This window comes from Pseudomonas reactans (assembly GCF_013385825.1).
GTDB classification, from domain to species: Bacteria; Pseudomonadota; Gammaproteobacteria; order Pseudomonadales; family Pseudomonadaceae; genus Aquipseudomonas; species Aquipseudomonas reactans.
This window is the reverse complement of record NZ_JACAPG010000011.1, coordinates 308,053-322,996: the sequence shown is the minus strand read 5'-3', so window position 1 is coordinate 322,996 and position 14,944 is coordinate 308,053. Positions and strand designations below refer to the sequence as shown.

12 protein-coding genes are annotated in these 14,944 nt (G+C 64.0%); 3 read left to right on the top strand and 9 right to left on the bottom strand.

Features of this window, described 5'->3' with window-relative positions; genetic code table 11:
* The first annotated feature begins 16 nt into the window (after positions 1-16).
* The 3 genes from HX868_RS12990 to HX868_RS12980 are packed head-to-tail and all read left to right on the top strand — an operon-like array spanning position 17 to position 4,457.
* Positions 17-2,206, top strand: coding sequence for a TonB-dependent receptor (locus HX868_RS12990; RefSeq protein WP_177003126.1), 2,190 nt, complete (start codon positions 17-19; stop codon positions 2,204-2,206).
* A 2-nt stretch (positions 2,207-2,208) separates the two neighbouring features.
* A complete protein-coding gene (locus HX868_RS12985; protein ID WP_177003125.1) occupies positions 2,209-3,540 on the top strand; it encodes an LLM class flavin-dependent oxidoreductase in 1,332 nt (443 codons plus the stop codon).
* Positions 3,537-4,457 (top strand): sulfonate ABC transporter substrate-binding protein, encoded by a 921-nt coding sequence (locus tag HX868_RS12980; RefSeq protein WP_177003124.1) that lies wholly within the window; start codon positions 3,537-3,539, stop codon positions 4,455-4,457. The genes HX868_RS12985 and HX868_RS12980 overlap by 4 nt, the downstream gene beginning before the upstream one ends.
* A gap of 90 nt (positions 4,458-4,547) precedes the next feature.
* Here the strand turns inward: HX868_RS12980 and fecE are convergent, their stop codons facing one another.
* The 9 genes from fecE to HX868_RS12935 form a co-directional block, all read right to left on the bottom strand.
* Positions 4,548-5,348 (bottom strand): Fe(3+) dicitrate ABC transporter ATP-binding protein FecE, encoded by an 801-nt coding sequence (fecE, locus tag HX868_RS12975; protein WP_177003123.1) that lies wholly within the window; start codon positions 5,346-5,348, stop codon positions 4,548-4,550.
* Between the two features lie 4 nt (positions 5,349-5,352).
* Positions 5,353-6,321: an iron chelate uptake ABC transporter family permease subunit gene (locus HX868_RS12970; RefSeq protein WP_177003122.1), complete on the bottom strand. Its 969-nt coding sequence runs from the start codon at positions 6,319-6,321 to the stop codon at positions 5,353-5,355.
* Entirely contained in the window at positions 6,318-7,307 is a 990-nt protein-coding gene (gene fecC / locus HX868_RS12965; RefSeq protein ID WP_177003121.1) for an iron-dicitrate ABC transporter permease FecC, read from the bottom strand. Before fecC ends, HX868_RS12970 begins: the two co-directional genes overlap by 4 nt.
* A gap of 2 nt (positions 7,308-7,309) precedes the next feature.
* On the bottom strand, positions 7,310-8,224 hold the full coding sequence (locus tag HX868_RS12960) for a Fe(3+) dicitrate ABC transporter substrate-binding protein (RefSeq protein ID WP_425504226.1): 915 nt from the start codon (positions 8,222-8,224) through the stop codon (positions 7,310-7,312).
* Positions 8,225-8,456: 232 nt separating this feature from the next.
* Entirely contained in the window at positions 8,457-10,847 is a 2,391-nt protein-coding gene (locus tag HX868_RS12955) for a TonB-dependent receptor (protein ID WP_177003119.1), read from the bottom strand.
* An 84-nt stretch (positions 10,848-10,931) separates the two neighbouring features.
* Positions 10,932-12,542 carry a gamma-glutamyltransferase family protein gene (locus HX868_RS12950; RefSeq protein WP_177003118.1) on the bottom strand — a complete coding sequence of 537 codons (1,611 nt, stop codon included), beginning with the start codon at positions 12,540-12,542 and terminating at the stop codon, positions 10,932-10,934.
* Between the two features lie 21 nt (positions 12,543-12,563).
* Complete coding sequence (locus HX868_RS12945) at positions 12,564-13,343, bottom strand: amino acid ABC transporter ATP-binding protein (RefSeq protein ID WP_177003117.1); 780 nt, start codon at positions 13,341-13,343, stop codon at positions 12,564-12,566.
* A 2-nt stretch (positions 13,344-13,345) separates the two neighbouring features.
* Complete coding sequence (locus HX868_RS12940) at positions 13,346-14,122, bottom strand: amino acid ABC transporter permease (RefSeq protein ID WP_010209179.1); 777 nt, start codon at positions 14,120-14,122, stop codon at positions 13,346-13,348.
* An 11-nt stretch (positions 14,123-14,133) separates the two neighbouring features.
* The gene (locus HX868_RS12935; RefSeq protein ID WP_177003116.1) at positions 14,134-14,940 is read right to left on the bottom strand and encodes an ABC transporter substrate-binding protein; all 807 of its coding nucleotides are present in this window, start codon (positions 14,938-14,940) and stop codon (positions 14,134-14,136) included.
* Positions 14,941-14,944 lie beyond the last annotated feature (4 nt).

The following is a 14,944-nucleotide window of genomic DNA, read 5'->3' as shown; positions in this document are numbered from 1 at the left end:
TTCGAGCGGGCACAGCATGCACACCTTCCAACGCAGCACTTTTCTGATACTGGCCGGGTTGACCACCCTTCCCGCCCCCGGTGCCTTTGCGGCCGATGCGCAGGAGCCGACACTCAAATCCGTGACCGTCACCGCCACCCGCCGCGAAGAATCGCTGCAAAAAGTCCCGGTGGCCGTCTCGGTCCTCGATGGCGAACAGCTGGAGCGCGATAACCGCAACGGCGTGGCGAGCATCGCGCAGCAGGTGCCGTCGCTGAACTTTCGCACCGGCGCTTCCAACAAGGACACCTCGCTGTTCGTGCGCGGCGTGGGCACCATTTCCACCTCCCCCGGCGTCGAGCCGACGGTGGCCACGGTGATCGACGGCGTGGTCTACGCCCGCCCCGGCCAGGCCACCCTTGACCTGCTCGACCTCGAACGCATCGAGGTGCTGCGCGGCCCCCAAGGCACACTGTTCGGCAAGAACGCCTCGGCCGGTGTGCTGAACATCACCAGCAAGGCGCCCACCGCCGAGACTCATGGCTATATCGACCAGTCGTACTACAGCGGCAACGAAAGCCGTACCCGGTTCGGCATCGGCGGCAGCCTGGTGCCGGATGTGCTCAAGGGTTCGATCAGTACGCTGTTCGGCAGCTACGACGGTAATGTCGACAACCAGCACAATGGCCAGGAGGTCAACGGCTACAACCACAAGGGCATTCGCGGCAAGTTGGAATTCACCCCCAACGACGACCTGAAACTGACCCTGATCGCCGACTACATGCAGTCCCACGACGACGCGCCGAATGGCGTGGTCAGCAAGTCCCTGACCCCGGCGTTCGCCAACGCGCTGAGCCCGGTGCGGGCCTCCAGCGACAACCGCGACGTCAACACCGATACCCGCAGCCATGTGGAAGACACCAACAAGGGCCTGTCCGCCCAGTTGGACTGGAACCTCGGCGACTACACCCTGACGTCGATCACCGCCTGGCGCGGTTGGGACAACACCCAATATCAGGACGGCGACCGCCTTGGCACGGTGACCGCCGCGTTTCCCGGTACCGCCGACAAAGGCACGCTCGCATTCAACCAATACTCCCAGGAACTGCGCCTGGCCTCGCCCAAAGGTGAGTTCCTGGAATATGTCGGCGGCCTGTTCTACATGCACGGCAAGGACGAAGAAACCTACCAGCGCACCCTCACCACCACCACGCGTACCGACCGCGGCATCGCCGACTACAGCACCACCAACGACAGCTACGCGGTGTTCGGCGAGACCACGCTGAACTTCACCTCGCGGTTTCGTGGCATCGCCGGCCTGCGCTACACCCACGATGACCTGAAATACGATCACCGCCGCGCCTCCACTTCGGCCACTACGGTCAGCGGGATTCAACCGGCCACGTCCAGCTCCGGTTCGGTGGACGAGGACGGTTGGTCCGGTCGCCTGGGCGTGCAGTACGACATCAGCGACAGCGTCACCAGCTACCTGACCTATTCGCGCGGCTACAAAGGCCCGGCCTACAACGTGTTCTTCAATATGCAGCCGCGTGACACCGACGCGCTCAAGCCGGAAACCTCCAACACCTGGGAAGCCGGGATCAAGGCCAGTGCCTGGAACAACCGCCTGACCACCAACCTGGCGGTGTTCCACAGCGATTACGACAACTACCAGGCCAACTTTTTCGACACGGTCGCCGGGCAAGTGGTGACGCGCCTGATCAACGCCGGCAGCGTCAGCACCGAAGGCGTCGAGTTGGATTACGCCTTGCAGGCCACCCAGCAACTCAAGCTGTCCGGTGCCCTGGCCTACACCCGCGCGCGCATCGACGAATTCGCCTGCCCGGCCGGTGCCGCCGCGACCTGCAACGTGAATGGCAAGCCGCTGCCTTTCAGCCCGGACTGGAAAAGCTACGTGCGCGCCGACTACAGCATCCCGCTGGATAATGGCCTGGACATCGAACTGGGCACCGACTACAGCTGGCAGAGCGAAGTGCAGTACGACATCAGCCAGAACCTTGACACCAAACAAGGTGCCTACGGCATCTGGAACGCCAGCGTGGCCCTGGCCGACTACAGCAATGGCTGGCGCGTCGCATTCCTGGCGAAGAACCTCGCCGACAAATCCTACTCACCGCTGCTGGCCAGCGGCGGCAACTACATCTACCGCGCCGTGCCCCGTGACGACGAACGTTACTTCGGCGTGCAACTGCGCAAGGATTTCTAAGCATGAGCCGTCAACTGAAACTCGGCGCCTTCCTCATGGCCACCGGGCACCACGTCGCCGCCTGGCGCCACCCGGACGTGCCGGCCAATGCCGGGCTGGATTTTGCCCAGTACAAGCATTTGGCACGGGTGGCTGAAGCGGCCAAGTTCGATGCGCTGTTCGTGGCGGATAGCATTGCGGCGGCCACAGGTGACATCGCCAGCCATATGGCGCGTTCGGATCACTTCGAACCGCTGACCTTGCTCTCGGCGTTGAGTGCAGTGACGGACCACATCGGCCTGATCGCCACGGCAACCACTAGCTACAACGAGCCCTATCACGTGGCGCGCAAATTCGCCTCGCTGGATCATCTGTCTGGAGGCCGTGCAGGCTGGAACCTGGTGACCTCGGATGCCGCCGCTGAAGCGCAGAATTTCGGCCGCGATGAACACCTCGGCCACGCCGAGCGCTACAGCCGCGCCAGGGAGTTTCATCACGTCGTGACCGGGTTGTGGGACAGCTGGGAGGACGATGCCTTCGTGCGGGACAAGGCCAGCGGCAACTACTACGACCCGGCGAAACAGCATGTGCTGGACCATGTCGGTGAACATTTCCGCGTCAAGGGCCCGCTGAACGTGGCGCGCTCGCCGCAGGGCCACCCGGTGATCGTGCAGGCGGGCTCATCGCAAACCGGCCGTGAACTGGCGGCGCAAACGGCAGAAGTGGTGTTTACCGCGCAAACGTCGCTGGAAAATGCGCAGGCGTTTTATGCGGATCTCAAAGGGCGGCTTGAGCCATATGGGCGTGAGCCGGATTCGCTGAAAATCATGCCGGGGGTGTTCGTAGTGGTCGGCCAGACCGAGGCCGAAGCCCAGGCGAAGTTCGAGGCGTTCCAGGACCTGGTCGAGCCCGAAGTGGGCATCGCCTTGCTGGGGCGCATGCTAGGTAATTTCGACTTGTCCGGCTACCCGTTGGACGGGCCGTTGCCGGAGTTGCCGCTGACCGACAGCGGGCAGCGCAGCCGTCAGCAACTGCTGAGTGATTTGGCCAACCGTGAGAAACTGACGCTGGCGCAATTGGGCCGACGGATCGCGGGTGGTCGCGGGCATTACAGCCTGATCGGCACGCCCGCGCAGATCGCCGATGAGCTGCAACGCTGGTTCGAAAACGGCGCCGCCGATGGCTTCAACATCCTGGTGCCGCACCTGCCGGGCGGGCTGGAGGATTTCGCCCAATGGGTCGTGCCGGAGCTGCAACGGCGCGGCCTGTTCCGCACCGAATACACCGGCACTACCTTGCGTGAAAACCTCGGTTTGGCGCGCCCCGAAAACCGCTTCAAAAAGGACGATGCATGAAGATTCCCGCACTGTTACTCGCCCTGCTGGCCGTCACTCAAACCGCACTGGCGGCCGACCCCGCGACCCTGCGCATCGGCTACCAGAAAGGCTCCATCGCCCTGGTGCTCGCCAAGGAACATAGCCTGCTGGAAAAACGCTTCCCGCACACCGACGTGAAGTGGATCGAATTCCCCGCCGGCCCGCAGATGCTCGAAGCGCTCAACGTCGGCGCGCTGGACGTGGGTTCGACCGGCGACATCCCGCCGCTGTTCGCCCAGGCGGCGGGCGCGGACCTGGTCTACATCGGCGCCGAACCGCCCAAGCCCAGCGCCGAAACCATCCTGGTGCGCAACGACAGCCCGCTGCATTCAGTGGCGGATCTGAAGGGTAAGAAAGTCGCCTTCCAGAAGGGTTCCAGTTCCCACAACCTGATCCTGCGCGCCCTGAACAAGGCCGGGCTGAGCTACAAGGATATCCAGCCGGTGTACCTGCCCCCTGCCGACGCGAGCGCGGCGTTCGAACAAGGCAGCGTGGATGCCTGGGCCATCTGGGAGCCCTATTCATCCTTGGCATTGAGCCAAAGCCCCAGCCATGTGCTGGCCAATGGCGAAGGCCTGGGTTTGTCGGGGCCGGTGTATACCGCGCGTCGCGACTATGCGAAGGCCAATGGCGTGTTTGTACATGACCTGCTGGATGAGCTCAGCGCTGCCGAAGCGCTCACCCGCAGCCAGCGTGAAGACAGTTTGAACGTACTGAAGGGGTTTATGGGACTGCCTGCCGAGGTGATCGCGCGTTACATGGATAACCGCCCGCCTTCGCCGATCTTGCCGATTGACGACACGATCATCGCGGCGCAGCAGGCGACGGCGGATCTGTTCTATCAGAACCACCTGTTGCCCAAGGCAATCGACGTGCGCAAAGCCGCTTCCCTGTAGGAGCCGGCTTGCCGGCGAAAAACCCACAGGCAGCGCGTCCATTCCTGTTTCCCGCGTTATCGTTGGCGACCTTCGCCGGCAAGCCGGCTCCTACAAGGGTTTATCTGTGCCTCGCGTGCTCTTTTCCACGAGGCACATGGGTGTACCGGCGACCGGCTCCTGCATCACTTGCACCTGCACATCAAACACCTGCCTCATCAACTCGGCATTGATCACCGCCCCCGGCGCACCATCAGCCACCAACTTGCCGCCGTGCATTACCGCCAAATGGTCGGCGTAGCGGCAAGCCTGGTTGATGTCGTGCAGCACCGTGATCACAGTCTTGCCTTCGGCGGCCAGTTCACCCATCAAGTCCATGAGTTCGACTTGATGGCTGATGTCGAGGTAGGTGGTGGGTTCATCCAGCAACACCACTGGCGCATTCTGCGCCAACACCATCGCCAGCCAAGCCCGTTGGCGCTGGCCGCCGGACAGATCGGCCAATGCGCGATCAGCCAACACGTCCAGCTCCAGGCGCTGCATGGCTTGGGTCACGTGGGATTGATCACTGCCGCTCAAGCGTCCCCACAGCGAGTTATGCGGGCTGCGGCCATAGGCGACCAACTGACGCACGCTGACACCTTCCGGCACCGGCAGCACCTGCGGCAAGAACGCGATCTGCCGCGCCAACTCGCGGGCGGACAGGCTGGCGTAGGCCTGGCCATCCAGGGTCAACTCGCCCTGGGTCGGCTTGAGGATGCGCGCGAAGGCCTTGAGCAAGGTCGACTTGCCGCAGCCATTGGGCCCGATCAAGGCGGTGACCTTCCCGGTCGGCGGCGCAAAGGACAGGCCTTGCACGATGCACGTGGTGCCGTAGCCAATGTCGAGCTGCCGTGCGTGAAGAATACTCATGTGATCAGCCCTTGAACCGTGCCAGCAACCAAAGAAAATACGGCGCGCCAATCACCGCCGTGAGCACCCCGGCGGGGATTTCGCTGGGCGCGATCAACGTGCGCCCCAACGTGTCGGCCAGCACCAGCAGCAACGCACCGATCAGCATTGCCGCCGGCAGCAGGTACTGGTGATGCCCGCCCACCAAGCGCCGCGCCATGTGCGGCGCGACCAGGCCGATAAAACCGATCGGCCCGATTACCCCCACGCCCAGGCTGGTCAGCAGCACCGCGCAGGCCATCGCCAGCCAGCGTGTGCGACTGAGTGGCGTGCCGAGGCTATGGGCCGCTTCATCGCCGAGGGCGATCAGGTTCAGCGGTTTGGCCAGGCACAACCCGACGGGAATCAGCACCAGGAACGGCAACACCAGCGCCACATGGTGCCAGTTGCGGCTCCATAGGCTGCCGGTGAGGGCGAGCAAGGCGGTGTTGATATCCAGCGGATGGGACAGGATCAGAAACTCGGTAACGCTGGACAGCGTCACCGCAATCGCAACCCCGGACAACGCAAAACGCACCCCGGAAAAACTCACCCCGGTGTTGTACAGCGCCAGCAGCAACGCGCCGCCGGCCCCGCCCAGGCAAGCCACCAGCGGCAGCCACACGATCGGCAAATGCGGCCAACTGATGATCGCCACGGTCAGCGCCAGCCCGGCGCCTTGGGTCACACCGAGGATTTCCGGCGAGGCCAACGGGTTGCGGATCACACCCTGCACAATCGCCCCGGCCAGGCCGAAGGCTGCACCGGCAAGGATCGCGATCAAGCTGCGTGGCAGGCGGTGGTTCCAGACTTCGAAGTCGAGGGCGTCGTTGGCCAGCAGGCGGTCCAGCACGGTGTCTGGGGTGAGCCACACAGTGCCGGCACTGAGGCTGATCAACGTCGCCAGCAGCAACAGGCCGAGCAGCAGCCATAGGCGCAAGGGAGGCCGGGTCATAGGGCGCGCCTGGCAAGAAAGAGGAAGAACGGCGCGCCGATCAGCGCGGTGACCACACCCGCCGGGGTCTCCACCGGAAACGCCACGGCGCGGCTGAGCAGGTCGGCGCCCAGCACGATCACCGCACCCAATGCCGCGCTCAGCGGGATCAGCCAGCGGTAGTCATTACCAAGGAATTGGCGAAGGATATTCGGTGCGATCAGCCCGACAAACCCGATCGGCCCCACCGCGCAGACGCTCGCGCCCACCAGCAACAGGCTGGCGATGAACACCTGCAAACGCAGGCTGGCAATGCCCACGCCCAGGGAGCGTGCGGCGTCTTCGCCGAGGTTGATCAGGTTCAGGCGCGGCGCACACCACAGCGCCCACAGGCCGCCGATCAAGGTGCACGGCCACAGCAGTTGCACCTGGGCAGCGCCGACATTGGCCAGGGAACCGGCCAGCCAGTTGAGCACGCTTTGCGCCTGGGCCTCGACCAGGATCACCGTGAGCCGGGTCAAGGCCGCGCACAACGCTGCCACGGCCACGCCGGCCAATACCAGGCGACCTTGGGCGGTGGTCGGCGACCACGCGCCGCCGAGGCTGAACACCGTGACCCAGGCCAGCGCGCCACCCAGGCAGGTCATCAACAAGGCGCCACCGGCAAACGGCGGCGCGACCAACCCGGTGGAAAACAATGCCAAGCCCAACGCCGCCCCTGCCGTCACACCAAACAAGGATGGCGAGGCCAGGCGGTTGCGGGTAATGCCCTGCATCAACGCACCGGCCAGGCCCAGGCAGGCGCCCACCAACGCGGCACACACGGCCCGTGGCACGCGCAACTGGGCGACGATGTAGGCCATGTTGCCGCCCGCGCTGCCTTGATGGATCAGGCCATTCCACGCATCCGTCGCCGTAATGGTGAAGGGTGACCAGCTGTACAGCGACAGCCAGAACAACCCGGCGCCCAGCAGCACGATGCCTGCCGCCGCAACACTTCGCCCCATGCTTATTGGCTCAGTACGGCTTTACCGCCCTTGAGGATCGCCAATGCGTCTTCAGCGATCTGCTCCGACGCCAGTACGCCGCGGTTGCGCGCCCAGCTGTCGCCATCCACTTCGGCCACCTGCTTGTTACGCACCGCGCCCAGCACTTGCCACAGCGGCTGCTTGCTCCAGCTGTCGACGATGCTGGGGCGACGGTAATGCCCGACCAGCAACCAGCCGGGGTCGAGGGCGAGCAATTGCTCCAGGCTGACGAACTCGGTAGGCGCGGCGTTGGCGCGTACCGAGGGGACTTTCAGGCCGATGGCTTCGAGCACGCTGCCGGCGTAGGAGTCCGGGCCATGCACGGAGAAACTGTCTTCACGCGCGACGCCAAACAACACGCTGGCGCCGGCCGGGATCTGTTGTGCGATAGCCTTGAGGTTCTCGCGGTTCTTCTGGATTCGCGCGGCCATCTGATCGCTCTTGCCCAACGCCTTGCCGATCAGCTCGGCGGATTTCAGGCTGCCCTGGTAATCCTCGCCGCGCGATGGCAGCAACAGGGTCGGCGCGATGCTCGCCAGGTCGTTGTACAAGGCCTGGTGACGGTTGAGGTCGGCGACGATCAGGTCCGGCTTGAGCCGGGCGATTTCCTCGATGCTCGGCTGCGAGCGCAGGCCCACGGACTTCCATTGGCCGATGGCCTGGCGCACACGGGGCAACACGCGGTTGGCATCACCATCATCGGCGGCGCCGACGGGCGTTACGTCAACGGCGGCCAGGCTGTCGAGAAAGGAGAATTCCAGCACCACCACACGCTTGGGTGCATCCGGCAGATGCACCGCGTGCTGGCCGTCGTTGAGGTCGATGGGGGCGGCGCTCAGCAGGCTTGAAGACAACGCCAGGACGCAGGCGGCAAGGGTGGGGATGGAGCGCAGCATTCGCATGACAAGGACCTCGGCGTTAAAACACCCCAGCTAGACAGGCCGGGGAAAACGGCGGGTACTATTCCATATCGGGGCGGCGTGATCAAAAAACATTCTCATTTATACCCCGCCTGTCACCTCCCACTGTAGGAGCGAGCTTGCTCGCGAAGAACCCAAGAACAACGCGTTCATCCAGGATGCCCGCGTCATCGTTGGCGTTTTTCGCGGGCAAGCCCGCTCCTACAGGTTAGAAGTCGACGGTGGCCGACAGCAGGTAGGTACGCGGCGTCGACAAGGTCAGCCCCGGCTCGCTATCGTCCGACGCACCCGCCGAACTCCAGTAGCGCTTATCGGCGACGTTCTCCACATTCGCCCGCAAGGTGATGTGTTTATCGTCCACCTTGAACCCGTAGCGCGCACCCAAATCGAGGCGGTTCCAGGCGTCGATTTCCTTGACGTTGGACTGGTCCAGGTACTGCGAGCTGGAGTAGATGCCACGGCTGGTCAACGTCAGCCCATCGAGGCCCGGCACATCCCATTCGGCACCGAGGTTGACGTTGTATTTAGGCGTGGCCGGGGCGCGGTTGCCGTCCCAGGTGCCGTTGGTGGTGTCTTTCAGCTCACTGTCGATGTACATCACCCCACCAAGCAGGCGGAAGCCCTTGAGCGGTTCGCCGAACACGCTCAGTTCTACGCCTGAGTTCTCGCGCTTGCCGTTAGGCCCGAATACACGCGTGGTGGCGTTGGTTTCATAGGCTGGCTGCTTGATGCGGAATACGGCGGCGGTCACGGCGAACGCGCCAGCGTCGTATTTGGCGCCCACTTCCACCTGGCGACTGATGAACGGCGGGAAGATCTGGTCTTCGTTTCGCGAGGTGGACGGCGCGATCTTGCCTTGGCTCAGGCCTTCCATGTAGTTGGCGTACAGCGACAACTTGTCGGTGGCCTTGAACAGCAGGCCGCCGGACGGTGAGACTTTTTCTTCGTCGTAGGCCGTGTCGCCTTTGACTCCGTCGCTCCAGTCATCGACCTTCACACGCTGCCAGCGTGCACCGAGGGTGAGCAGCAGACGGTCGTCGAAAAAGCCCAAGGTGTCGGACAAGGCGACGCCGGTAAATTTGTTTTCGGTATAGACCTTGGGATCAAACCGCGTCGGCCGTGAAGGCGTCGGGGTTTGCACGGGATTGTAGAGGTTGCTTGAGGGTGACGTATAACGCGCGCCGCCGTTGGTGAAGTCCATATCGAAGTAGCTGGCAGCCAGATTGACCTCATGGCTCACCGGCCCGGTATGGAACCAGTTGCGCACGCCAGCGGTGTAGGTGCGCACGTTTTCATCGCGAGTGAAGTCGCGAGGCGACACTGCGAAATCACCGGCGGCATTGCTGACGGATACCGCGTGACGCAGGAAATCGTGGTTGCTTTTGCGCGCGCCCACGCCGCCGTAAAGCATCACGTTGTCGCTGAGGTCGTACTCGGCATTGACCGTGCCGAACGTGTCGTTGGTGCGGGCCTTGCTCCAGGATTGCGCATAGTTGCGGCGCACGTCATTGGCGCTGGGCACCGGCGCTGCTGCCGCTACCTGTACGCGCTCTTGCGGTGCATCGGTATCACGCTCGGTGTGGCCGATGTCGGTGGAAAGGCGCAGGCGTTCGCCACGGAAATCCAGGCCCAGCACGGCCATTTCGCGGTCGACGCTTTGGTGATCCCACTCGGTGTCGCCGGATTGCTTCACGCCGTTGAAGCGGATGCCGAACTGGTTGTCTTCGCCAAAGCGCCGGCCAATGTCCACCGCGCCGCCGGCCTGGCTGTCGGACGCCCAGTTGCCGGTAAACGAGTTGATGTCCTTGTCAGTGGCACGCTTGGGCACCACGTTGATCCCGCCGCCCACGCTGCCACGCGGCGAGATGCCGTTGATCAACTGGCTCGGGCCCTTGAGGATGTCGACGCGGTCGGCCATTTCCATGTCGATGGTGTAGGTCGGCAGCACGCCATACAGGCCGTTGTAGGCCACATCACTGTTGAACAGGCTGAAGCCGCGAATGGTGAATTGCTCGTAGCGCCCACCCGCCGGGTTGGTCGCGCGCACCGAGGGGTCGGCGGCGATCAGGTCGCCGAGGGTGCGGGCCTGTTGGTTCTTCACCGCATCCGCAGTGTAAGTGGTGATGCTGAACGGGGTTTCCATGAAGTCCCGCGTGCCGAGCATGCCCTGGGCCGTGCGGCGCGCTACCTGGCCGCCGGCGTAGGTGTCGCCGTCATACAGGCCGGTGGTGCCGAGGATCGACGTCGGGGCCAACTCCAGTGTGCTGCCCTCCGGCACCGGCACCAGCATGTACGCCTGCGCGCCCATCGGTTGCAGTTTCAGGCCAGAGCCTTGCAGCAAGCGCGCAAAGCCCTCCTCCACCCCATATTCGCCGGACAAGCCGCTGCTACTGCGCCCGCTGACCAACGCCGGGTCCACAGACAGGTTGACGCCCGCCAACCCGGCAAAGCGGGTGAGCGCCGCACTCAGGCTGCCGGCGGGCACCTGGTAGCTGCGGCGGGTGGCGGTGTCTTCGGCGTAGCTGACGGCGGCGAAGAACGGGCTGGCGCTGAGGCTCAGCAGCAGGCTCAGTTTCAGCAAGGGGCGGACGACGGGCATTGGCGGAAGCTCTCAATAGTGTTCACTTGCCTGGAATGACAGGCGAGATGAAAAAAAGGGACAGGCTCCGCCAATTTTTTTTGCTTACCACACTGCGATCGTTGAATCCGTCCTCGGCTCAGTGCCGCCGCACAATACACCACTGACCGGGTCGCGCAGGATGATCTGCCCGCGCCCGTAGTCAGTGAGGTCGCTGGCGATCTGCACCTGATGTCCGCGCCGCGCCAAGGCGTTGGCCAGGTCGCGGGAGGCGCCCTGTTCGATGCCCACGTTCATGTCGCCCAGCCATTGCCAGCGCGGCGCATCCAGCGCCGCTTGCGGGTTGAGGCCGAAATCCACCAGGTTCATCACCATCTGCACGTGGCCCTGGGGCTGCATGTAGCCGCCCATCACGCCGAACGGGCCGAGAGCCTGGCCGTCCTTGGTGAGAAAGCCGGGGATGATGGTGTGGAAGGTTTTTTTGCCCGGCGCCAGGCAGTTGGCGTGGGTCGGGTCGAGGCTGAACTCCTGCCCACGGTTTTGCAGGGCGATGCCGCTGTCGGGCAGCACCACGCCGGAGCCGAAACCGTGGTAGTTGCTCTGGATAAACGAAACCATGTTGCCCTCGGCGTCGGCCGTGGCCAGGTACACCGTGCCACTGGCGTGAGGGTCCCCGGGTTTGGGCGGCTGGGCCTGCTCGCCGATCTGCCCACGGCGACGCGCGCTGTAGTCATCGCTGAGCAGGTCAGCGACGGCCACGCGCATGTGCAGTGGGTCGGTGATGTAGTGCAGGCCATCGCTGTAGGCAAGTTTCATTGCCTCCAATTGACGGTGCCAGGTCTGCTGGCTGTCGCGGTGATCGAAGCTGAAACCTTCGAGGATTTTCAGCGCCATCAACGCCACCAGGCCTTGGCCGCTGGGTGGGATCTCCCACACGTCTACACCCCGGTAGTTGACGTGGATCGGCTCCACCCACTGCGCACGGTAATCCTGGAGATCGCTGGCGCGCAGGTAGCCGCCGCTGGCCTTGGAATGCGCATCCAGGCGCTCGGCCAGGGCACCGCGATACAGGCTTTCGCAGCGGGTCGCCGCCAGTTCTTCCAGGGTGCGGGCCTGGGCCGGGTTGCGGAAAATCTCACCAGCCCGTGGCGCGCGGCCGTCGATCAGGAAGGTGTCGAACCAGGCGTCCAGGGCCGGGGCACGATGGGGGGCAAACTCATCCAGCGCGGCCTGCCACAGATGGGCGATCACCGGCGATAGCGGGAAACCGTCACGCGCCAGGCGAATGGCCGGTTGCAGCAACTCGGCGAACGGCAATTTGCCGAAGCGTCGCGACAGCTCGGCCCAGGCCGACGGGCAGCCTGGCACGGTGACGGGTGTCCAGCCATACAGCGGCATCTGGTCGTGCCCCGCAGCCTTGACCGCCTCGATGCTCAAGGCAGCCGGCGCATGGCCGTTACCATTCAGACCGTGCAACTGGCCCTTGCACCAGACCAAGGCAAACGCATCGCCGCCAAGGCCACAGCCGGTGGGTTCCACCACCGTCAAAGCGGCCGCCGTGGCAATGGCGGCGTCGATGGCGTTACCGCCCTTTTGCATCACCTCGATACCGGCCTGGGCGGCCAAGGGCTGGGACGCCGCGACCATGCCGCGCTGGGCAAACACGCTCTGGCGCTGCGAGGGATAAGGGTACTCGTGAGCAGAAAATTTCAACATGGCAGAGGCTCTTCAAAAAGGTCATAACACGCGACTGAGAAAGGCTCGGGTACGGGGATGGCTGGGGTGGCTGAAAATCTGTTCCGGTGGCCCTTGTTCGATGAGTTCACCCTGGTCGAGCACCACCACCCGGTCCGCCACTTCACGAGCGAAGCCCATTTCGTGGGTGACCACCACCATCGTCATGCCCTCCTCGGCCAGTTCCTTCATCACCTGCAGCACTTCGCCGACGGTTTCCGGGTCGAGGGCGCTGGTGGGTTCGTCGAACAGCATGGCCTGGGGTTTCATCGCCAGGGCGCGGGCGATGGCCACCCGTTGCTGCTGGCCGCCGGAGAGCATCGACGGGTAGTGGCTGGCCTTGTCGGCCAGGCCGACCCGAGCGAGTAATCCACGGGCCTGTTCCAAGGCTTCGGCGCGTGGCGTACCGAGTACCTGGATCGGCGCTTCGATGATGTTTTCCAACGCGGTCATGTGGGGGAACAGGTTGAAGCGCTGGAACACCATGCCGATGTCGCGGCGCTGACGGGCAATGTTGCGCTCCGAGTCGCGCACCAGGCTGCCGTCGCTGCGCTCGCGATAGCCCATGGCGCGGCCGTTGACGCGAATGCGCCCGCCCTGGATGTCTTCGAGCAGGTTGATGCAACGGATAAAGGTGGTCTTGCCCGAACCCGAGGCGCCGATCAGCACCACCACTTCTCCGCGCCGCACTTGCAGGGAAATCCCCTTGAGGATCTGCAGCGTGCCAAACGACTTGTGGATATCCAGCGCTTCGATGATCAGTTCTTCACTGTGGTGCGCCATGATTATCGTCCCCTCAGCAGTTTCAAGGTGCTGCGCCCGAACATGCGGCTGGACGCCGGTGGCGGCGCGGAAGGCCGGTCGGACTGGCCGAAGCGTGCCTCCAGCCAACGCTGGAAGAAGCCCCAGAGCGTGGTGAGCATCAGGAAGTAGATCGCCACTACCAGGTACAGCTCGAACACGCGGAACGTGGCCGATGTGACCATCTGCGTGCTGAGCAGTAATTCCTGCACGCCGATCACGCTGACCAGGGTGGTGTTCTTGAGCATCACGTTGAACTCGTTGCCCAGCGGCGGCACGATCACGCGGAACGCCTGGGGCAGTACGATGCGCCGCATCAGCTTGGCAAAGCCCATGCCCAGGGAGCGCCCGGCTTCGTATTGACCCTTGTCGACCGCGCCGATGCCGGCGCGGATGATTTCGGCCATGTAGGCGCCTTCGTTGAGGCCCAGGGCGATGATCGCCGCCTGGATATTGCCGGGCACGACCAGGCCGAACAGGTCGATGTCCTCAAATCGGAAAATCCCGCCCGCTGCCAACGCCGTGTACAGAAACACGATCTGCACCAGTAACGGCGTGCCGCGCATCAACCACACGTAAAACCGCACTGGCAGGTGCAGCAGCGGGTTCTTTGACAGGCGCAACAGCGCCGCCGCCAGGCCTAGCACGCAGCCCAGCAACATCGCCGACACCGCGATCAGGCAAGTCAGCCACAGCCCGGTGAGGTACACCCCGCTGGGCTGCAACAGGTACTGCCAGAACACATCCCAATTGAAGTTCATTGCGGGCAACCTCAGTCGAGAGTGTCACTGCTGACATGCCATTTGTTCAGCAACGCCACGTAGCTGCCATCGCTGCGCATGTCACTGATCACTTGCTGCACGGCGGCGGTGAGTTGCGGGTCGTCCTTGCGCATGCCCAGGCCGGTGAGGATGCGGCTGAAGGCCGGCACGCCTTCCTGGAACAGGTCCGGGGCCATCGCCGCGTAGTAGCCGGCGGTTTCCACCGTGGTGCCGTAGGCGTCGACCTGGCTGATGCGCAGGGCCTGGAAGGCGTCGGTGTCGGTGTTGTAGACCACCAGCTTCATCGGCGGTTTGCCGGCCTTGGTCAGGCTGTCGTTTTGCGCGTCCAGCAAGGTCTTGATGGTAGAACCGTTGAGCACCGCAACCTTGTGCCCGGACAAGTCATCCAGGGCCTTGATGCCTTTGGGATTGCCCTTGGGCACCACCACCGACTGGCTGGAATACATGTAGTTGACGATGTCGATCACCTGGCGCCGCTCGGGCTTGTCGAACAGCTGGTCGACGATCATGTCGCACTGCTGCGCAAGCAACGCCGGCACCAGGCCGGAGAACGGAATCACCCGCCACTGCACCTGCTTGTCGCCCAGGCGCTTGGCGATCTCGAGCCCGAGGTCGACGGTGAGCCCGCGCGGTTTCTGCGCTTCATCGAAGGACACCAGGGGCGGTGAATCCATCCCCGAGCAGTAGACGAGTTTATCGACGCTCTTCAGGCGCTCCGGTACCTGGGGCGCGGCAATGGCCCATTGGGTACAGAGGCCGAGGGAGACAGCCACCAGCAAGGCGCGGCGTTTATGCATGACC